The sequence below is a fragment of the Candidatus Paceibacterota bacterium genome, assembly GCA_028711505.1.
Classification (GTDB): domain Bacteria; phylum Patescibacteriota; class Minisyncoccia; order JAHISW01; family Tagabacteraceae; genus JAQTSC01.
The window spans coordinates 52,547-70,629 of sequence record JAQTSC010000002.1 but is presented as its reverse complement, the minus strand read 5'-3'; the positions used below and the strand labels follow the sequence as shown (position 1 = coordinate 70,629).

Below are 18,083 nucleotides of genomic sequence, written 5' to 3'. Positions count from 1 at the left end.
AAAGTTCTTTGAGAGCGTTAAATGAGAGTTAAACCGTAAAAGCGGAAAAAAATAGAATATGATATGAAGGGAGAACGGAGATGAAAAAGATATTGGATGGCAAGTTTATGATTACATCCCACGGCCATTGGGGTAGCGACAATGAGCCCGATGAGGCGCAATACGTCAAAATCGGGATGGACCGTACGTCCACCCGAAAGTCTTGGGCTTTCGGGTGGGGTGAGAGAAATTCTTGTACCCCGGCGGAGTTAGCTGATTTTATCTTGGCTAATCCCCGTCTTTTTGCCGGAAGCGTGTTCCGGCTTGAAACACGGGGCCGCGACCTGATTATCAAAACGGTCGCTCCGGGCGCGTGGATTGGGTCCGGCGGTCGCTGGGCAAAGGGCATGACTGCTTGTCTAAAAAACAGCGGTCGGGTAAATATCCAATCCATCCCCTCAGCCACAGGGACATCTTCTTCGCCTTTCAGGTTTCGTTTTGCGGAAGGATGGGAAGATGTTTTCTTTGGCAAAGTGGCCGATAAGGTTGTTGGTCACGAAGGAGTCACTTCTCAAGACAATTCCCATAATTATCTTGGGGATGTCTGGGGATTAGACATGCCTTTGCCGGAGGTTGAAAGGTTGCGAAAATTGGCAAAGGCGATTGACGAATCTGCTCGCCTTCGTCAAGAGCGAAAATATCAGGAGAGCGAAACGCTTAAAGCCGCCGTAAAGGTAACGCACCCCAACCTTTATTTTGGTGGTAGAATTTATGTCATTGATTTGCCGAAAGAGTGGTTGGAGTGGTCAAAAGCGGTTGCGGTCGCCGTAGCGGATGTTCGCGCAAGTGGAAGCGACCGTAAGTTGCAACTGGGCGTCTACGGGGATTATCTCTTTGTTGGCGGTTCGTGCCAGAAGGATAATCCTGCTGATGTGGAGATGGTTGGAAAAATTCTGGCCGTTGTTTCTCCTTTGGGCGGCGATGTAGTATCGCACAAAGGTTATGACGGTCAATTCCAAATAGTAAGGAAATAGTTCTTTCACGGCGAGTCGCGCCTTAAAAACGCGCGACTCGCCCTTCATCCTAAATTTTGATTTAAAATTTGAGGTTTAAGATGAGGGGTTCGTTATTTGATTGTTTGCCTGCCGTTTTTGGAATAAAGGCGCCGCGCGTGAAGAACCGCGGAGCCTTTTTGATTTTTAGAAAAATCGAGTTAAAATAATTCATATGTTTTATTTAGTCGGTTTGGGAAACCCGGATGAGGAATACGAAGGCACAAGGCATAATACCGGCAGGATGGCGGTTATGGAATTTTGCCGTGTAAATGATTTTTCCGATTTTGAAGAAGATAAAAAAAATCTTTCGCTTTCCGCGGAAGGGAAAGCGGGTAAGGAAAAAATCGCCGCTTTTCTTCCTGAAACTTTTATGAATAAATCCGGTTCGGCGCTAAAAAAAATCATTACTTCGAAGAAGAAAGCGGAGCAGATGATTGTTGTTCACGATGACATTGACCTTGCTTTTGGCAAATTCAAAATTTCTTTTGGGAAAGGTTCCGGCGGGCACAAGGGCGTTGAATCAATAATGCGTCAGGTAAAAACAAAAGATTTTTGGAGGGTTCGCATCGGCATAATTCCCGCCGGCTCCAAAGGAAAACTAAAAAAGCCCGATGGTGAAAAACTTTTGAATTTTTTGATGGCTAAATTCAAGCCGGACGAAAAAACCGCTTTGAAAAAAGTCTTTAAGGCGGCTGGAAGCGAAATAGAGAAGATTATTTCAGGAGAAAGAAAAGTCTGATTTCATTGAAAGAACGCCCCGCCACAAAAAGTGGCGGGGCTTAGTCATCCGCAAAAAGCATACGATGTATAAAGAACATTACATCTTCCTCCTTTGATTATTGCAGATATGACAATATCAGCCGTTCTTCGTCCGGTTCAAAAAGGTTTATTTTGAAATCGTAGGATTTTCCGAGCTCCAATTTGTTTTTCATCTCTTCTTCCGAGGGGAATTCGGAAATATGGATAAGTCCGGCAACTCCTTCTTCTATGCTCGCGAGAGTTCCGTATTTATTGTATTTGATGACGACGCCCTTTACGGTGTCACCTTTTTTGTATTTGTTTTTAGCGCCTTGCCACGGGTTGAATTTGAGCGCCTTTACGGAAAGTGAAATTTTGCCGTCTTTTATGGAGATTATTTGCGCGTTGATTTTTTGTCCGACTGTAAAAAGTTTGTTCGGGTCTTCAACCAAACCCCAGTCAAGTTCGGAAATATGAGCGAGCCCTTCAAGCCCGTCTTCTATTTTTATAAAAATCCCGAAATTAACCACGCCGGTTATTTCTCCGTCCACCACGTCGCCGATTTTGTATTTGGCTATGGCGTCTTTCATTTTTCCCGCTTCGGTTTCTTTTTCGGAAAAAATGAGTTTGTTTTCTTTTTTGTCTACGTCTATGACTATGACCGAGAGTTTTTCGGCCATAAGTTTTTTGAGTTCTCCTAAAATCATATCTTTATCTCCGCCTTCGACTCTAGGATAGTGGCTGGTTTTGAGCTGGGAAGCGGGGAGAAATCCCTGAAGACCCTTCCATTCAAAAATAAGGCCCCCTTTGTTGGCTTCTATCGGCGCCAACGAAAAAACCGTCTGGCCGGCTCTTGCTTCTTCGGCTTCAACCCATACCAGTTCCTGTCCTGCTTCTTTTAAGGAAAGTTCAAAATAGCCGTCTTCGTTTTCGGCGTCAACAATTTTTGCCGTTATTTTGTCTCCTGTCTTGAGCGCTTTTATAATTTCACGCGCGTTGTTGTATTCTCTGCCGTAAATTATCCCCGTTCCGAAAGGCTTTACACCCACAAAAAGCGTCCCTTTCTTTTTTTTCAGAACTTCTCCTTCAATGAGGTCGCCTTTCTTCGGCGGGGTCATAGGGAAGATTTTTGAAAGGAAATCCATTGAGCCTCCCTGTTTTTTTATTACGTTTTTCTCTGCTGTAAGCATGAGGAATAGTATAGTAATTGCGCCGGTTTTTTGCAAGAGTTTTCCATTTTTTAGCCCTTTTATTTTTTGCGATAATCCTCTATAATTTAATTAATAAAACATGGTTATCACATACTACGGAGCCTCCTGTTTTAAGGTTCAATCAGGGGATACGATTTTAGTTTTTGACCCGCCTTCAAAGAAGTCGGGATTTAAGTCGCCTCGTTTCCAGGCGGATGTAGTTTTCGCCAGCCATGGCCACGACAATCACAATGGCGCCGAAAATATCTCGGCAAAAGAAGGCAAAGAAAAACCGTTTGTCGCCGCCGGTCCCGGAGAATACGAAATCGCGGGAATTTATGCCCGAGGAATAAAAAGTTTTCATGATAAAGAAAACGGGCAAAAAGACGGGCTTAACACGATTTTTTCGGTTCTTTTTGAGAACCTTAATATCTGCCACCTCGGCGATTTCAATGAAAAAGAATTAAGGCCGGAGGTTGCCGAGATTTTGGGAGATGTGGATATTCTTTTTATTCCGGTGGGCGGAGACGAAGTTTTGGATGCGGAGAACGCTTCAAAAATAATCAATCAGATAGAGCCTAAAATAATAATTCCGATGCATTATATAACGAAAGATTTCAAGCCCGACGAAAAAAAGCTTAAAGAATTTTTAAAAGAAATCGGGCAGGACGATACAAAGCCGGTTGAAAAGTTCAGTTTCAAGAAAAAGGACATAGAAGCGAATAAAAGCGATGTTGTGGTTTTATCGCCTATATTATAGAAGAAAGCATGAGGATTCTGGATTGGATTGAAAAAACAAGAGAAAAGCCGGAAGGTCAGAGAAAGATAACGGCGTTCTTTTTGACGCTGGGATGCATGGCGATAGTGATTTTTTTATGGCTTTTTGTTGAACTTATTCCGGGCAGGTTTGCCGATGAAAATTCGGACAACGTCCGCGCTCTTTCGGAAAAAGGTCCGATATCGGTTGTCGGAGACATGATTGGAGAGACCGTGGTAAGAATAAAAGAGCTGAATATTTTTGATGAGTGATTTTAAAATTGTTCCGGCAAGAATTCGTTTCGCCGGACATCCAAAAATAAATAAATGAAACCGAAAGAAGAAAAAAATAAGAACGCGGAGGAAGAAAAACCGATTTCCAAAATCATTGAGCAGGATATCAGCGCGGAAATGAGAAAATCGTATCTGGACTACGCGATGTCCGTTATCGTGAGCCGCGCGCTTCCCGATGTTCGTGACGGGCTTAAGCCCGTGCAGAGAAGAATTTTGACTGTAATGCACGAAGACGGGCTTTCAAGTTCCGCCCGCTTCAAAAAATCGGCAACGGTTGTGGGCGATACCATGAGCAAATATCATCCTCACGGCGATATGGCTATTTACGACACCATGGCAAGAATGGCGCAGGACTTTTCTTTGCGTTATCCGCTTGTTGACGGCCAAGGCAACTGGGGTTCCATAGACGGAGACGCGCCGGCGGCTCATCGCTATACCGAAGCCCGCATGACTAAAATTGCCGGAGAAATGCTTAAAGATATTGAAAAGGAAACGATTGATTTTATTCCCAATTATGACGGAAGGCTTAAAGAGCCTAAAGTTCTTCCTGCGGCCATACCGAACCTTTTGATGAACGGCACTATCGGAATCGCCGTGGGTATGGCCACCAATATTCCTCCTCATAATCTCGCGGAACTCATTTCGGCCGCGGCCCATCTCATAGACAATCCTAAATCCGGAGTTGAAGATTTGATGCAATTCGTAAAAGGTCCGGATTTTCCCACCGGCGGCATCATTTTTAATGAAAAAGATATTGAAGCGGCGTATGCCACCGGACGCGGCGGAGTGGTGACAAGGGGAGAAACGGAAATAGCGGAAGTGAAAGAAGGGCAGTATCAGATATTGGTTTCGTCCATTCCTTATTCCGTGAACAAGGCGGACCTCATCACTAAAATTGCCGACCTTGTGCAGGAGAAAAAGATAGAAGGAATCCGTGATCTGCGCGACGAGTCCGACAAAGAGGGCCTTTCTATTGTTATAGACCTTAAAAACGGGGCAAACCCGCAAAAAATTCTTAACGCTTTGTATAAACATACCGAGCTGGAGAAAGTGTATCATTTCAATATGCTGGCTTTGGTTGACGGCATACAGCCGCAGGTGCTTTCGCTGAAGGCCATTCTGGAAAAATTTTTGGAGCATCGGTTTGTCGTTATTGAACGCCGCGCGAAATTTGACTTGAACGTCGCCAAAAACCGCGCGCATATTTTGGAGGGGCTTAAAATAGCGCTTGATCATATAAATGAAATTATCAAAACCATAAGAAGTTCTTCGGATAAAGACGAAGCTCGCGTAAGATTAATGAAAAATTTCAAACTGTCCGAAAGGCAGGCGGTGGCAATTTTGGAAATGCGCTTACAGGCGCTTGCCGCTCTTGAAAGGCGGAAAGTGGAAGACGAGCTTGCGGAAAAAAAGAAACTGATAAAAGAATTGGAAGCGTTTTTAAAAGACCCGAAGAAAATAATGGCCGCAGTCAAAAAAGAACTTCTTGATATAAAAGAAAAATACGGAGACGAAAGACGGACAAAGGTAATGAAGCGCGCCGTCGGAAATATTTCCGAGGAAGACATAATTCCGGAAGAAACCGTGACTCTCGTTTTGACGGAAGGGGGGTACATAAAAAGGTCAAAACCGGAATCGTACAAGGTTCAAAAAAGAGGAGGCAAGGGAGTTATTGATCTGACAACGAGGGAAGAAGATTCGGTGCGCATTCTTCTTCAGGCGAATACTCACGACGATTTAATGTTTTTTACCGACAAAGGGAAGGCGTATAAAATAAAAATGTACGAGCTCCCGGAGGGTAAGCGCGCCACGAAAGGCAAATCGGCGATGAACTTTATTTCAATGAGTTCGGAAGAGCGAATAACCTCCATTTTGGTAATGCCGAAAACCGGAAATGAGGATAAAACTTTTCTGGCAATGGTCACGAGAAGAGGAGTCGTTAAAAAAGTTCCGATTTCGCAGTTTAAAGACGTAAGAAGGAGCGGAATTATCGCGATTAAGCTTCAAAAAGGAGACGAGCTCGGATGGGCGCGGATTGTTTCTTCATCAGACCATTTGATTCTTGTGAGCGCCAAAGGCCAGGCAATAAGATTTAAGGAATCCGATGTCAGGCAGATGGGCAGGCAGGCGGCGGGAGTGCGCGCCATCAGGCTTAAAGCGGGAGACGAGCTTGTGGGTTCTGACGTGATAGCTTCCAAAGAAAAAGACACATATGTTCTTACCTTAAGCGAAAAAGGATTTGGCAAAAAAACAAAAGTGAGCGAATACCGTTTGCAGAAGAGGGGAGGTTCCGGAATTAAAACCGCGAAGGTGACTTCAAAAACAGGAGTGCTTTCAGCCGCGAAAGTTCTTGAACCGGAGCTTGAAGAAATTATCGCGATTTCCAAAAAAGGACAGATAATCAAAACTCATCTTTCGGAAATTCATGTTTCCGGCAGGCAGACTCAGGGGGTGAAAGTGATGACCCTTAAAGAGGGGGACAAGCTGGCATCAATAACTTGCCTTTAGAAAAATTAAATTCTTATGCACACCCGGGCGGTTTTTCCGCCCTTTTTTTGTGTTAGAATTTAAGAAAAAGGAAAACAAATGTTTTTGAATCCCGCGAAAATAATAGCTGATTTGGATTTGAGACCCGGCATGAAGGTTGCTGATTTTGGTTGCGGCTCGGGCCATTTTACGGGCGAGATGGCGAGAAGAGTGGGAAGAAGCGGGATTGTTTATACTTTTGACATACAGAAAGAAGTGCTTGAAGCGTTAAAGAGCAAACTTTTGGTTGAAGGCATTACCAATGCGCAATTCAGCCGCGTTGATTTGGAAAAAGAAAAAGGCACAGGGCTCGCGGATTCTCTTGTTGATTTTGTGCTGATTTCCAATTCGCTTTTTCAGATGGAAGATAAGGGAGCGGCGATAAGAGAAGCGTTTAGAATTTTGCGTCCCGGAGGAAAAATAGCGGCAGTGGAATGGAAATTGTCTGTTGTCGGCATTGGCCCTCCTCCAAGCCTGAGAACCGGCGAAGAAGATTTGCGGGCGCTTTTTTCCGGAGCGGGTTTTGAATTTCTAAAAAGTTTTGACGCCGGAGACAGCCATTACGGAATGGCGTTTATAAAGCCCGACACCGGCGTTTACAAAAAAGTTTTTTAAAAAATATGTCTAAATTTCAAATAGCGCTTTACGGCGCAATAGGAGCTTTGGTTCTTTTATCTTTTCTCGTTTTGTCGGGAATTTTACCGTGGCTTCCCGGCCAAAGTTCGGAACCCCCCGCAGACCTTACTATGTGGGGAGTGTTTTCCGAAGATTCGTGGGGCAGGATAATTGACGCGGTCAATTCCGAGAACCAAAAGTCTTTTTCCATAAAATATTATGAAAAAGACCCTGCCACTTACGAAACCGAACTTGTTAATGCCATAGCTTCGGGCACCGGCCCCGATTTATGGTTTTTGCCTCAGGACCTTCTTTTGAAGCACGGAAGCAAGGCATTTTTTATACCCTATGAATCTTTAAGCGAAAGGACGTTTCGGGATACTTTTGTAGACAGCGGATTTCTTTTTATGAAAAAAGACGGCATTGCCGGAATGCCTTTTTGTGTTGATCCCCTGGTTTTGTATTGGAACAAAGATATTTTTTCAAAAGCCGCCATAGCGAACCCGTCGGCGACCTGGGACGGATTTTTAAATCAATCGCGAGCCATGACGGAAAAAGACGAGTCGGGAAATATTTTGAAGTCGGGCGGAGCAATGGGCGAATTTTCCAACATAAAAAACGCCAAAGAAGTTTTTTCGCTCCTTCTTCTCCAGACAGGGAATAAAATTATTGATCCGGAAACAAACAAGCTTTCTTTCGGAGAGAGAGGGGACTCGTCGGTTGACCCCGCGGCGAGCGCTTTGAATTTTTTCACGAGTTTTTCAAATCCGACAAAGATTTCTTATTCATGGAACAGGGCGCTGCCGGAGGACATTGATTTTTTTGTGTCAGGAAAACTTGCCGTGTATTTTGGATACGCGAGCGAAGCGAGGGAAATTGTCCGTAAAAACCCCCATCTGAATTTTGATGTTTATCAAGTCCCGCAGGTCAAAGATTCGGCAACCCAGTCTACTTTCGGCCGTGTTTACGTTATGGCGGTTTCGAAATCGACCGCAAACGCTTCCAAGGCCTTTTTGGCGGCTTCGGTTTTCAGCTCGGACGAAGTTCAAAAGATGATAGAAGAGAATCTTTATTTGCCTCCGGTTAAAAGAGCCCTTTTAAGTTCAGGACAAGGAGTTGAGGATAATCCTTTTATGGAAACATTTTACAAAGCAGCCATACGTTCAAAGTCGTGGCTTGAACCCGATCCTTCGGCAGTTTCTTTGATTTTTAAAAACATGGTTGATTCGGTGGTGAGCGGAAAGAAAAATGTTTCTTCGGCAATCCGCGACGCCAAAATCCTTTTGGCGGAAGAGATGGATAAATTGGAATAAACATAGAGGAGCAATGGGGAGAAATATAAAAATTTTGGGAGTAAACATCTTGACTGTTTTTTTCTTGATGTTTCCTCTTTTGGCTGGAGCGGCAAAGATAGTGCCTTGCGGCGGCGCGGGACAGCCTGCGTGCGATTTTTGCAAGTTTGCCGAGCTTGCGGGCAATCTTGTAAAATTTCTTGCTTTTAATATAGTTTTGCCTTTGTCCGTTTTGTCTTTTGCCGCGGCGGGAATTATTTTTATGACGGGAGGAGATAATTCAAGCCAAATTGAGAAAGGGAAAAACATTTTTAAATTTACGGCAACCGGCATTGTTATCGCTTTCGCGGCTTACGCCGTAATCAATACGATACTTGGTTTTCTGCTTGACCCCGGGTTCAGTCTGTATAAATCGTGGAACCAGTTTCCTTCCTGCTCGCTTTAGGTTAAAATTATTTTAAGAGAAGATGAAAGTATTCTTGTATAAAAATATGAACTGCTTGTTTCCGGCGTTTTTGCTGGCGGTTTTGATTTTTCTGCCGGTATTTGCTGTTTGCGAGGCTGTCGGTTTTGGCGAAAGTAGCGGGGGTACCGGGCTTGAAAACCCCATAGGCACTTCTGATTTTTCAGTCATTGTCAAAAAAATTACCGCGCTTGTCGCTAAAATAGGAAGTATAATCGCGGCCCTTATGGTAATTTGGTCCGGGTTTCTTTTTACCACGGCGCGCGGCGATACTGAGCAGCTTAAAAAGGCTAGAAGCACTTTTTATTACGCGGTAATCGGCGCGGCGGTGCTTTTGGGCGCTTACGCTATAGCGGCGGCAGTATCGGATTTCGCGCAAAAACTTTAATAATCGCAGTCAAATTTTAAAATAAGGTCGAAAAAAAGAATCATTAAAATTATCAATTAAAAATCATAATATGAAAAAATTATCCAGATTTTCTCCGTTTATTCCGGCAATTGTGGGATTTGCGCCGCTTTGCGCTTTCGCCGCCTCAGACCTTGAATCTATTCTTGATACGCTTAAAAGTTTGGCGAACGGGATTATTCCGCTTTTCATGCTTCTCGCCGTCGCGGTGTTTTTGTGGGGCATAGTGAAATACGTTACTGCCGGAGGAGATGAAGCGAATGAGAAGAAAGCAAGAGGGCTTATCATCTACGGACTTATCGGAATTTTCGTTATGGTCGCTTTCTGGGGAATAATCCAGATTTTTGCCGATACTTTCGGTATCCAGACAGGAGGCAGTCCGAATTTTCCTGACATTAGCCTCTAATAACCGAAAACTCATATAATGGATAAAGTTATAAACACCATTATAGAAGAAGCCATACAGCCATTCGTGATTTTTATTTTCGCGGTGGCTATTATGGTTTTTATCTATGGCGTGGTTGAAATGATTTATTCGGCCGATAACGAAGAGAAGAGAAAAAAAGGGAAACAGCATCTGGCGTGGGGTTTAATTGGAATGGCTTTGATGATTTCCAGTCAGGGCGTGCTTATGATTATTCAAAATTTTGTCGATTCATTTTGATGTCCTTTGGGAAAAACATAAAATCGTACTCCGTATTTTTGCCTTTGTGCGCTGTTTGTTTTCTTTTGCCTTTTTTTGCCGCAGCAGCTTCTGTTAAGGAAGTTTTTGAAAGAGGCACGGACATCGTGCTTCAGATAATACAGCTTTTATGGCTTGTCGCGTCTGTGGTTTTTATTTTCGGAGTTCTCAGATACATCACCACGGCGAATAATCCCGAAAAAAGAAAATCGGCTAAAAATTTTCTGATATACGGGCTTATAGGATTTTTTGTCTTGCTTTCTTTTTGGGGGCTTATCCGGATTTTACAGGACACGGTTTTCGGGCAAAGCCCTTCAGACACTTATTACGATTACGGATATGACGCAACGGGAGATTATTCCGCCGATTACTATTATTGGAATCCGCCCGAAGAGGATAATTCAGACACTTACATGGATTATTCCGATTGGTGATTAAGAGCGGTATTTATTTGGAATAGAAAAAGGGGTTCGTGTTTAACACGAACCCCTTTTGGGTTTTTCTCCTCGCTATCCATTAAGTGAAAAGGTAGTGGGGATTTTTTCTTTTGTCTCCGAGTCTTCATGCCAGCCTATGGCATGGTTTGGAGAATCAAAGACCAGTTTAAACTTGCCGCCATGCCGGTCCGCTCCCGTCCAACTTCCTTCATACACGATTCCGTCAAGGGATTTTCCCTCAAATCTGCCCACCCCTTTGCGTTCCAGAATCATGTCGGTTCGCGTCCGATTTGCGGCAACCGTTATGTTCGCCTCGCGTCGTTGCTCCGGATTTATTTTACCGGAATGTTTCCATTTCAAGACACCGGTGCTGGCGAAATGAGGAATGACAGCTTGTGTTTTCTCTTTCCTTTTTTCTTCTCCTGTTCTTGCTGCATGGATTAAGTATGCCCTTTGAAAGAACACAGCAAGGCAAATTAAAACTATAAACCACCAAAGCGAAGAGGGAAGCTTTCCTATAACTACCGGTTTCTCTTCCGGCTTTTCTTTTTTATCAGCCATTTTTTACCTCCTTTACCGCTCTAACGATTCCGCCAACGATTGCAGAAATTGCGTCTTGGCTTTCCGGCGTTAAAGAGATTTGAACTTCTTTGACAGATTTTTGAATCTTTTTTTGCTGGATCATGACAATCTCGTCAGCTTGTTTTCTTGTTCTGCCGGTGGGTATTGTTTTTGTTTTTCCGTTCTCGTCTTTTACCACTGCTTCCATAAGCTCACTGCTTCTCTCGTTGACATTCAATACCTGGACTTTTTCAGCAGCCCTTTCTCTCTGTTCCATCGCCTCTTTTTCCATTGATTTTGCGAGTTCTCCAAACGGGACGACTTTTCCGATATCCAGCTGTGTAATAATTATTCCCAGCTCTGGTTTCCGGAAATTTCCTTTGCCTTGTCTGACTGCCTCAATATCTTCTTCCCGGTTTTCTACCTGTTTTTTTATCAGATCTTCTTTTTTGCTTTCTTTCAGCTTTTCTTCAAGCTTAGCCCAATCCTCGCTTTTTCCGTCACTTGAGTAGAGTTTTTTCAGATTTTCCGTAAGCGGTTTTCGGGGCTCGGCAAAATATCTGAAAAGAGCTATCGTGGGAATTTCTGAATCAATCTTGCATAAAGACATAGGAGCCATTTTTTTAAGAAGCCTGTTTACCGCTTCCCATTGGGCGGCCAGAAGTTCCATATAACCCGCAGGACCTTCTTCGGGCGAAGCGGCCCATTGTCTTATAGTGCTTGTCCATATGTTAAACAAATTTTCTACCGCTCCTTTAGCTCCGCCCACGTTTTGAAAATTTCGAAGATTTTTCGGGTCGGGTTTCCAGGAAATTACTCCAGTAATTTTTGATTCGGCTTGATCCGGAGTTCTTACGTCCTGTTCAGGCAATTGTTCGGCGCGGACTCTCATGTCAAAGGCGATTATGCCGAAGAGAAAAGGGTATAAGGGTAAAAAAGTCCAGCCGTTTACCGTAAATAAGCAAGTTCTCATGCCAAAAATGGTGATAAGTCCTGCTGTTGGCGGTTCAGCGGGCAGATTTCTCCAGGCTCCGTAAAAAATTCCGCAAGGGAGAAACCATGTTATTGCTACGACAAAAATTAATTCAATATACCCGCCGCTGTAAGATGTTCCTTTGAAAATCGAATCCACGGGGATTATTTGGCATCCCCTCCAGATAAGGTAGAAAGATCCCATCCGCAGAAGAAAAGAAATTATTCCAATACTTAATTTTTTCTCTTTGTCATTTTCTTTTTCCCTTTCTTTATCATCCTCTTTTCTTTTTCGAAAAAAGGAGGGCCATTTCCATGTTATTGATCCCATCCGCAGAAGAAAAGAAATCAGTTTATTCCATATCCTTGATTTCATAATTCAATACCTCCTCGTTTTTGAGATTTATATTTTTTCAAAAAACTCCTTTATTTTCCTGACCCAATTATATCATATCCGCTAAAAAAGTCAATCCCGTTTGGAAACCAGAAACTTTAGTTTTGGCAGAAAATTTATTTCCTTGCTTTTTGCGAGTTTAAGTAAAAATAGGGCAAAAAACTGCTTATTTTAAAGATTTTTTGTCTTTTTGAGATTAAAAAAAGAAGCCCCTTCGGATAAGTTCCGTTTCGGGGCTCCTGCTTGTGGTATCCGTGGAGGTAAGACTATAAAGCTTTGCATGCGGCGCGAAGTTTATCGAGCGCCGCTTCAGCCATGTTTTCCGCCCTTTCCTGGTCTTTGCCAGCGAAAGGTCTGTATTTCGGATTCGGTTCTCCGCATTCCGGACACTTTTTGTGGCGGCAGAGAAACAGCTCTCCGCATTTGCAAAAATGCAATTCCTCAAGCTCTTCCAAGGCATCAATAAAATTTTTCGCCGTTCTGCACACAACTTTCATCTGTTCAAATGTTTTTTCTTTTGTTTCCATCGCGGGCAAATTTTCTTCTTTCTTTGCTCCTAGCCGTTTCCTTATCATGTTTAGCATAGCCCCTCCTTTTTTGTTAAGGTGCGAGAATTTCGGAAATTTCAGTTAAAAGCTGTTATCTTCAGATTTCAAAAGATTTCAAAGTAGCATAACAATTACGTTATAAAAATCAATAGCTGTCCAATTTAAAAAATTGATTAGCAAAAGCCCTATGCAAAATTGGATTCTGCACAGGGCTTGGTCGTGAACTGTTCACTGTGCTTCCAGTATTGCGTGAGACACTGATAGAAAGCAGAATTTTATCTTCTTTAATAAATCTATTTCTGTAAAAATCCATAATATTAACAATCTTCATAAGTGACCAAAAAAGAAAACCGCTGGGCTCTATGCCCAACGGCTTGATGAATTTTTGTCTTTCTGGTTTTTGCTACTGTCCATGCCTTTTTATACAAAAAAGATGTTCAATTTGTTTCTGGCGGATTCCCAAAAACTGTGTTTCTAAGCCTGGAGCAGGAACTGTTGAAATTTTGGTGTAAGTTAATCTGCTTCCGCACCTCGGGCATTTATTCATAAGCCGCGGCCAAAAAAAGAGGCATAAAGGAAATCCTATCAAAAGACATATTGCCAACGCAAAAATTATGGCTCCTTCTGACATTTTTTTCTCCTTTCAAGGTTTGATTTTCCTCTACCATTATACATTGCCAAACAAAAAAGTCAAGATTTAGTTAAGACTTCTGTTTGGCCAACAAAAGATTATTTATTTTCAACGAAAATCGGCTGTCGCTATTATCAAGGCCATACATTCCTTGTGCAGGGGGTGTAACGATGTTTGAACTTTCGAAGTATGTGAAATCCTAAATATTTCCAGCGTGGTTGGAGCGCCAAAAGTTTCATTTTGTTTACCCTGAGTTTATTGAAGGGTGCGGCCAGGGAGAATCGAACTCCCACCTGCTCCTTGGCAAGGAGCCGTCCTGCCACTAAACCATGGCCGCTTAAAATTTTTCAATATCCAATGGGCGAGGGGAGAGTTGAACTCCCACAGGATTTCTCCCATAAGGTCCTAAACCTTACGCGTCTGCCAATTCCGCCACTCGCCCGTTTATGCTCGGGGCGGGGGTCGAACCCGCATCTCTTGCGAGACACGATTTTAAGTCGTGCGCGTATACCAATTCCGCCACCCGAGCAATGGCTAAATTTCTGTTTTCAAATGCTCTATGGCTTGAGGCCAGGGCGGGAATTGAACCCGCGTGTAAGGGTTTTGCAGACCCTTGCCTTACCACTTGGCTACCTGGCCTTTTTTAAACCCCTGCCGACAAAATCTTTTCTATCTTTTGCCGGTTTTTTTCTCCTTTGTCCAAAACGAATTCAAGTTTGGGCAGAAATCTCATTTTGGTTTTTTCGGAGGCGTATTTTCCGATTTTTCCACGGTTTTTTCCCAGAAAAACCAGCATTTCTTTTTCTTCTTTTTCCGGATAAATACTGACAAATACTTTAGCAGATTTTAAGTCGTTTGAAAATTCCATCCCGGTGATTGTTGCGAATCCATTTCCAACATTTCGCCTGGCGATAAATTCCGAAACCAGTTTTGTGAAGAGGGAAACGAATTTTCCCGCTCTTTTCTCGGATGCCATTTTTTAGATTTGAATTTTTTCTATAATCTCAAATATGTCTTTTTCGGCGATATTCGCCTTGGTTTGAATCAGCGCCCCGAATTGCAGTCCTTCTTTGACTTCGTCAGCTTTGTTTTTGTTTTGCTGGAGCTCCGTTATTTTTCCTTCTCCCAGGAAAAAATCGCGGCGGTATATTTTTATGTTGGCGTTCAGGAATATTTTTCCGGAAATCACTTCTCCTCCGACGATTTTTTTGGTTTTGTCGTTTTTAAAAATTTTTAATAATTTTGCCTTGCCAACCGTTTCTTCTTTCATCTCAAGGGGCTCGCGTTTTTTTATTTCTTCTTTCAGCCAGTCTTCGGCTTCGTATATTATGTCAAAAATTTTAACCGGAACGGTGAAGCGTTCGCTAAGAGCCGCCGCGGCCGTTTCTTGTTTTACTCTAAATCCGATTATCAGCGCGTTTTCTCCGGCGCTTGATACCAGCCTTACGTCGTCTTCGTTTATATCGCCCACGTCGGAACGCAGAATTTTTATAGTCGTTTTATCGCTTCCTAGTTTCTGCGCGATTTTTTCAAGCGCCTCAGCCGAGCCGCCTGCGTCCGATTTAAGCACGAGAGCTACAATAGAAACATCATGTTCTCCTTGGATTTTCGGCCCAAGATCTTTATTGATTTTCCCCGCGGAAGCGGAGATAAACTTTTCAATCGCGACCTCCGCTTCTTTTTTGTTTTCAAAAGTTTGGAATTCGCTTCCTGCCGCGGGTAATTTATTGAATCCCGTTATCTGAACAGGAGAAGGCGCGGATGCTTCTTTTATGGATTTTCCAAGAAAATTTTCAAAAATCCTTACCGGGGCGCACGCGTCGGAGGCGACCACGTGCATTCCTTGCTTTAATTTGCCGTTTTGTATGACAAGAGTCGCAGAAACGCCCCTTTTTTTATCAACGTGCGCTTCCGCGATATAGCCGGAAGCCGGAGCGTTGGGGTCGGTCTTGAATTCTTCCATGTCGGAAAGAAGCAAAATCATTTCCAAAAGATTATCCACGCCTTGCCCTGTTTTGGCGGAAATTTCCACTGCCGGAGTTTTTCCGCCCCATTCTTCAAGATACACTTCTTTTTCGGAAAGCTGTTTTTTAATTCGTTCGGGGTTGGCCCCTTCTTTGTCTATTTTGTTTATCGCCACAACGAAAGGGATATCGGCGTTTTTTATCGCGTCAAGGGTTTCGTATGTTTGTTCTTTCATCCCGTCATCAGCGGCGACAACAAGAACGGCGACATCGGCTATTTTCGCTCCACGTTCCCTGATTTTTGAAAATGCTTCGTGCCCGGGCGTGTCGAGAAAAGTTATTTTCCTTTTTACCTTTCCTTTGTCCAATTCTATTTCATACGCGCCAATGTGCTGGGTAATTCCACCCGATTCTTTTTCCGCCACTTTTGTTTTTCTGATAAAATCCAAGAGCGTGGTTTTGCCGTGGTCAATATGCCCCATGATGACAACTATGGGCGAGCGGGGGATTAAATTTTTATTTTCAGTATTCATCGGTTTAACTTGTCAATAATACAATATTTTATTTCGTTTGACAAACTTTACTTCGTTTTTCTCTTGTTTTTGACGCGTTCGGGGGTTATAATTGGCAGTGAGGAAAAAATAAAAATTTCTGTTTTCTTCCGGCCGAACGGGCCAATCAGACGGAGTATAATATTTAAAACAAATTTAAAAAATTATTATGGCCAAAAAAGAATTAAAACCGAACATGGGCAATTACGGGCGTCATTTTATCACGGCGCTTTTGGCACTGATGCTTTTGGCCGCCGGATATTCTTTTTTGGCTGAATCTTTTTCCAAAAAAGAAAGCATGACTTTGTCCGAAGTCGCCAGCCAGATTAATTCGGACGGTATTTCAAAAATATCGGTTGCAGGAGACAATTTGAATATTATTTTGAAAGACGGCGTTGAAAAAGTTTCCAAGAAGGAAGCGGAAACTTCTCTTTCCGAAACTCTTAAAAATTACGGGGTATCTCCGGAGAAGCTCGCTGGAGTAAGCATAGAGGTGCAGAATCCGACCGGGTTCTGGTTTTGGGCCGGCAATCTTTTGCCTTTCATTCTGCCTTTGGTTTTTATTCTGGTCTTTTTCTGGTTTATAGCGAGACAGGCAAAAAGCAGCGCGCTTCAAGCTTTCAATTTCGGTCAATCGCGCGCTCGCGTAATCGGTCCCAATGACAAAGGAGAAAAAGTCGCGTTTAAGGATATTGCCGGAGTCAAAGAAGCGAAAGAAGAGCTGCGCGAAATAGTCGATTTTCTTAAAAACCCGCAGAAATTTTTAAACATCGGCGCGCGGATTCCCAAAGGTGTTTTGCTTATGGGCGCTCCGGGAACAGGAAAGACTTTGCTTGCCCGCGCGGTTGCCGGCGAAGCGGGAGTTCCTTTTTTTCATATGTCCGGTTCGGAGTTTGTGGAAATGTTCGTTGGTGTGGGCGCTTCACGCGTCCGAGATCTTTTCAGCATGGCGAAAAAAGCGTCGCCTGCCATTGTTTTTGTTGATGAAATAGACGCCGTAGGAAGGCATCGAGGGGCCGGTCTCGGAGGAGGACATGACGAACGCGAACAAACTTTAAATCAGATTCTTGTGGAGCTTGACGGATTTGAACCCAATGAAAAACTTATTGTCATGGCGGCGACAAACAGACCGGATGTTTTGGACCCGGCGCTGCTTCGTCCGGGAAGATTTGACCGCAGGGTTGTTCTGGATTTGCCGGATATCGGAGACCGCGAGGAAATTTTAAAAATACACGCGCGTAAAAAACCTCTTGCCGGAGAAGTTGACTTGAAAAGAATTGCGGAACGCACTCCGGGATTTTCCGGAGCCGATTTGCAGAATCTCATGAACGAGGGAGCGATACTGGCGGCACGTGAAGACAGAAAAGAAATTACACAGTTAGACCTTACGAGGTCAATTGAAAAAGTAATGCTTGGTCCCGAAAGAAAGAGCCATATTTTGAGCATTGATGAAAAGAAAATTTCTTCTTACCACGAAGCCGGGCATGCTCTCGTGGCGGCGGCTTTGCCGAATGCCGACCCCGTGCATAAAGTTTCCATAGTGGCGCGCGGAAGGGCAGCCGGATATACTTTAAAACTTCCGGAGCATGAAAGGCATCTATATTCAAAATCCCATTTTCTTGAAGAGCTTGCGGTGGCGCTTGGCGGGTATGCCGCGGAAAAATTGGTTTTTAACGAAATCACGACAGGCGCGTCCGATGATTTAAGAAGAGCTACGGACATCGCGCGCGCTCTGACCACAAGATACGGCATGTCCGATAAAATCGGCCCGGTGTCTTTGGGCGAGCACGGAGACTTGGTGTTTTTGGGAAAGGATATTGGAATGGAAAAAGAATACTCCGAAGAAGTGGCTTCTCTTATTGACCAAGAGGTGAGTAAATTTATGAAAGACGCTTTCAGACGCGCCAAAGATATTTTGGTGAAGCATAAAACCAGCCTTGACCTTGTCGCCAAAACTTTGATAGAAAAAGAAAGCATTGAAAAAGACGAGTTTGAAAAATTAATGAAAGTATCGGGGGTCAGGAAATAA

19 protein-coding genes and 4 tRNA genes are annotated in these 18,083 nt (G+C 43.5%); 13 read left to right on the top strand and 10 right to left on the bottom strand.

The window, feature by feature from the left end:
• Window positions 1–80 precede the first annotated feature (80 nt).
• Both PHC85_01595 and pth read left to right on the top strand, forming a co-directional pair.
• Complete coding sequence (locus PHC85_01595) at window positions 81–1,013, top strand: hypothetical protein (GenBank protein MDD5032792.1); 933 nt, start codon at window positions 81–83, stop codon at window positions 1,011–1,013.
• 193 nt (window positions 1,014–1,206) lie between these two features.
• Complete coding sequence (gene pth / locus PHC85_01590) at window positions 1,207–1,773, top strand: aminoacyl-tRNA hydrolase (protein ID MDD5032791.1); 567 nt, start codon at window positions 1,207–1,209, stop codon at window positions 1,771–1,773.
• Between the two features lie 97 nt (window positions 1,774–1,870).
• Here pth and PHC85_01585 read toward each other — a convergent pair whose 3' ends face one another.
• Window positions 1,871–2,962 carry a S1 RNA-binding domain-containing protein gene (locus PHC85_01585; GenBank protein ID MDD5032790.1) on the bottom strand — a complete coding sequence of 364 codons (1,092 nt, stop codon included), beginning with the start codon at window positions 2,960–2,962 and terminating at the stop codon, window positions 1,871–1,873.
• 100 nt (window positions 2,963–3,062) lie between these two features.
• On the opposite strand from PHC85_01585, the gene PHC85_01580 reads away from it, so the two are divergent.
• From PHC85_01580 to PHC85_01535, 10 genes are all read left to right on the top strand, one after another.
• The gene (locus PHC85_01580) at window positions 3,063–3,722 is read left to right on the top strand and encodes an MBL fold metallo-hydrolase (protein ID MDD5032789.1); all 660 of its coding nucleotides are present in this window, start codon (window positions 3,063–3,065) and stop codon (window positions 3,720–3,722) included.
• A gap of 8 nt (window positions 3,723–3,730) precedes the next feature.
• Window positions 3,731–3,991, top strand: a complete 261-nt coding sequence (locus PHC85_01575; protein ID MDD5032788.1) for a hypothetical protein — start codon at window positions 3,731–3,733, stop codon at window positions 3,989–3,991.
• A gap of 54 nt (window positions 3,992–4,045) precedes the next feature.
• Window positions 4,046–6,520: a DNA gyrase subunit A gene (gene gyrA, locus PHC85_01570; GenBank protein ID MDD5032787.1), complete on the top strand. Its 2,475-nt coding sequence runs from the start codon at window positions 4,046–4,048 to the stop codon at window positions 6,518–6,520.
• Between the two features lie 78 nt (window positions 6,521–6,598).
• Window positions 6,599–7,153, top strand: a complete 555-nt coding sequence (locus tag PHC85_01565; protein ID MDD5032786.1) for a methyltransferase domain-containing protein — start codon at window positions 6,599–6,601, stop codon at window positions 7,151–7,153.
• Window positions 7,154–7,158: 5 nt separating this feature from the next.
• Window positions 7,159–8,466 carry an extracellular solute-binding protein gene (locus tag PHC85_01560; protein ID MDD5032785.1) on the top strand — a complete coding sequence of 436 codons (1,308 nt, stop codon included), beginning with the start codon at window positions 7,159–7,161 and terminating at the stop codon, window positions 8,464–8,466.
• 13 nt (window positions 8,467–8,479) lie between these two features.
• Complete coding sequence (locus PHC85_01555; GenBank protein ID MDD5032784.1) at window positions 8,480–8,890, top strand: hypothetical protein; 411 nt, start codon at window positions 8,480–8,482, stop codon at window positions 8,888–8,890.
• 22 nt (window positions 8,891–8,912) lie between these two features.
• Window positions 8,913–9,296 carry a hypothetical protein gene (locus PHC85_01550; GenBank protein MDD5032783.1) on the top strand — a complete coding sequence of 128 codons (384 nt, stop codon included), beginning with the start codon at window positions 8,913–8,915 and terminating at the stop codon, window positions 9,294–9,296.
• 70 nt (window positions 9,297–9,366) lie between these two features.
• Window positions 9,367–9,720: a hypothetical protein gene (locus tag PHC85_01545; protein MDD5032782.1), complete on the top strand. Its 354-nt coding sequence runs from the start codon at window positions 9,367–9,369 to the stop codon at window positions 9,718–9,720.
• Window positions 9,721–9,738: 18 nt separating this feature from the next.
• A complete protein-coding gene (locus PHC85_01540) occupies window positions 9,739–9,978 on the top strand; it encodes a hypothetical protein (GenBank protein ID MDD5032781.1) in 240 nt (79 codons plus the stop codon).
• Window positions 9,978–10,430, top strand: a complete 453-nt coding sequence (locus tag PHC85_01535) for a pilin (GenBank protein ID MDD5032780.1) — start codon at window positions 9,978–9,980, stop codon at window positions 10,428–10,430. The genes PHC85_01540 and PHC85_01535 overlap by 1 nt, the downstream gene beginning before the upstream one ends.
• 75 nt (window positions 10,431–10,505) lie before the next feature.
• Here PHC85_01535 and PHC85_01530 read toward each other — a convergent pair whose 3' ends face one another.
• From PHC85_01530 to infB, 9 genes are all read right to left on the bottom strand, one after another.
• Window positions 10,506–10,994 carry a hypothetical protein gene (locus tag PHC85_01530; protein MDD5032779.1) on the bottom strand — a complete coding sequence of 163 codons (489 nt, stop codon included), beginning with the start codon at window positions 10,992–10,994 and terminating at the stop codon, window positions 10,506–10,508.
• The gene (locus PHC85_01525) at window positions 10,987–12,342 is read right to left on the bottom strand and encodes a hypothetical protein (GenBank protein MDD5032778.1); all 1,356 of its coding nucleotides are present in this window, start codon (window positions 12,340–12,342) and stop codon (window positions 10,987–10,989) included. Before PHC85_01525 ends, PHC85_01530 begins: the two co-directional genes overlap by 8 nt.
• 284 nt (window positions 12,343–12,626) lie before the next feature.
• On the bottom strand, window positions 12,627–12,944 hold the full coding sequence (locus PHC85_01520; GenBank protein MDD5032777.1) for a hypothetical protein: 318 nt from the start codon (window positions 12,942–12,944) through the stop codon (window positions 12,627–12,629).
• Window positions 12,945–13,805: 861 nt separating this feature from the next.
• Window positions 13,806–13,876 (bottom strand) — tRNA-Gly (locus PHC85_01515).
• 21 nt (window positions 13,877–13,897) lie between these two features.
• Window positions 13,898–13,981, bottom strand: a tRNA-Leu gene (locus PHC85_01510).
• A 5-nt stretch (window positions 13,982–13,986) separates the two neighbouring features.
• Window positions 13,987–14,068: transfer RNA gene (locus tag PHC85_01505), tRNA-Leu, on the bottom strand.
• 38 nt (window positions 14,069–14,106) lie between these two features.
• Window positions 14,107–14,178 (bottom strand) — tRNA-Cys (locus tag PHC85_01500).
• Window positions 14,179–14,182: 4 nt separating this feature from the next.
• Window positions 14,183–14,515 carry a 30S ribosome-binding factor RbfA gene (gene rbfA, locus PHC85_01495; GenBank protein ID MDD5032776.1) on the bottom strand — a complete coding sequence of 111 codons (333 nt, stop codon included), beginning with the start codon at window positions 14,513–14,515 and terminating at the stop codon, window positions 14,183–14,185.
• 3 nt (window positions 14,516–14,518) lie between these two features.
• On the bottom strand, window positions 14,519–16,036 hold the full coding sequence (gene infB / locus PHC85_01490; protein MDD5032775.1) for a translation initiation factor IF-2: 1,518 nt from the start codon (window positions 16,034–16,036) through the stop codon (window positions 14,519–14,521).
• Between the two features lie 187 nt (window positions 16,037–16,223).
• Between infB and ftsH the strand changes: the two genes are divergently transcribed.
• Complete coding sequence (gene ftsH, locus PHC85_01485) at window positions 16,224–18,083, top strand: ATP-dependent zinc metalloprotease FtsH (GenBank protein ID MDD5032774.1); 1,860 nt, start codon at window positions 16,224–16,226, stop codon at window positions 18,081–18,083.

Coding starts and splice junctions, on each gene's coding strand:
- PHC85_01595 (MDD5032792.1), top strand. CDS start 81: ATGAAAAAGATATTGGATGGCAAGTTTATGATTACATCCCACGGCCAT.
- pth (MDD5032791.1), top strand. CDS start 1,207: ATGTTTTATTTAGTCGGTTTGGGAAACCCGGATGAGGAATACGAAGGC.
- PHC85_01585 (MDD5032790.1), bottom strand. CDS start 2,962: ATGCTTACAGCAGAGAAAAACGTAATAAAAAAACAGGGAGGCTCAATG.
- PHC85_01580 (MDD5032789.1), top strand. CDS start 3,063: ATGGTTATCACATACTACGGAGCCTCCTGTTTTAAGGTTCAATCAGGG.
- PHC85_01575 (MDD5032788.1), top strand. CDS start 3,731: ATGAGGATTCTGGATTGGATTGAAAAAACAAGAGAAAAGCCGGAAGGT.
- gyrA (MDD5032787.1), top strand. CDS start 4,046: ATGAAACCGAAAGAAGAAAAAAATAAGAACGCGGAGGAAGAAAAACCG.
- PHC85_01565 (MDD5032786.1), top strand. CDS start 6,599: ATGTTTTTGAATCCCGCGAAAATAATAGCTGATTTGGATTTGAGACCC.
- PHC85_01560 (MDD5032785.1), top strand. CDS start 7,159: ATGTCTAAATTTCAAATAGCGCTTTACGGCGCAATAGGAGCTTTGGTT.
- PHC85_01555 (MDD5032784.1), top strand. CDS start 8,480: ATGGGGAGAAATATAAAAATTTTGGGAGTAAACATCTTGACTGTTTTT.
- PHC85_01550 (MDD5032783.1), top strand. CDS start 8,913: ATGAAAGTATTCTTGTATAAAAATATGAACTGCTTGTTTCCGGCGTTT.
- PHC85_01545 (MDD5032782.1), top strand. CDS start 9,367: ATGAAAAAATTATCCAGATTTTCTCCGTTTATTCCGGCAATTGTGGGA.
- PHC85_01540 (MDD5032781.1), top strand. CDS start 9,739: ATGGATAAAGTTATAAACACCATTATAGAAGAAGCCATACAGCCATTC.
- PHC85_01535 (MDD5032780.1), top strand. CDS start 9,978: ATGTCCTTTGGGAAAAACATAAAATCGTACTCCGTATTTTTGCCTTTG.
- PHC85_01530 (MDD5032779.1), bottom strand. CDS start 10,994: ATGGCTGATAAAAAAGAAAAGCCGGAAGAGAAACCGGTAGTTATAGGA.
- PHC85_01525 (MDD5032778.1), bottom strand. CDS start 12,342: ATGAAATCAAGGATATGGAATAAACTGATTTCTTTTCTTCTGCGGATG.
- PHC85_01520 (MDD5032777.1), bottom strand. CDS start 12,944: ATGCTAAACATGATAAGGAAACGGCTAGGAGCAAAGAAAGAAGAAAAT.
- rbfA (MDD5032776.1), bottom strand. CDS start 14,515: ATGGCATCCGAGAAAAGAGCGGGAAAATTCGTTTCCCTCTTCACAAAA.
- infB (MDD5032775.1), bottom strand. CDS start 16,036: ATGAATACTGAAAATAAAAATTTAATCCCCCGCTCGCCCATAGTTGTC.
- ftsH (MDD5032774.1), top strand. CDS start 16,224: ATGGCCAAAAAAGAATTAAAACCGAACATGGGCAATTACGGGCGTCAT.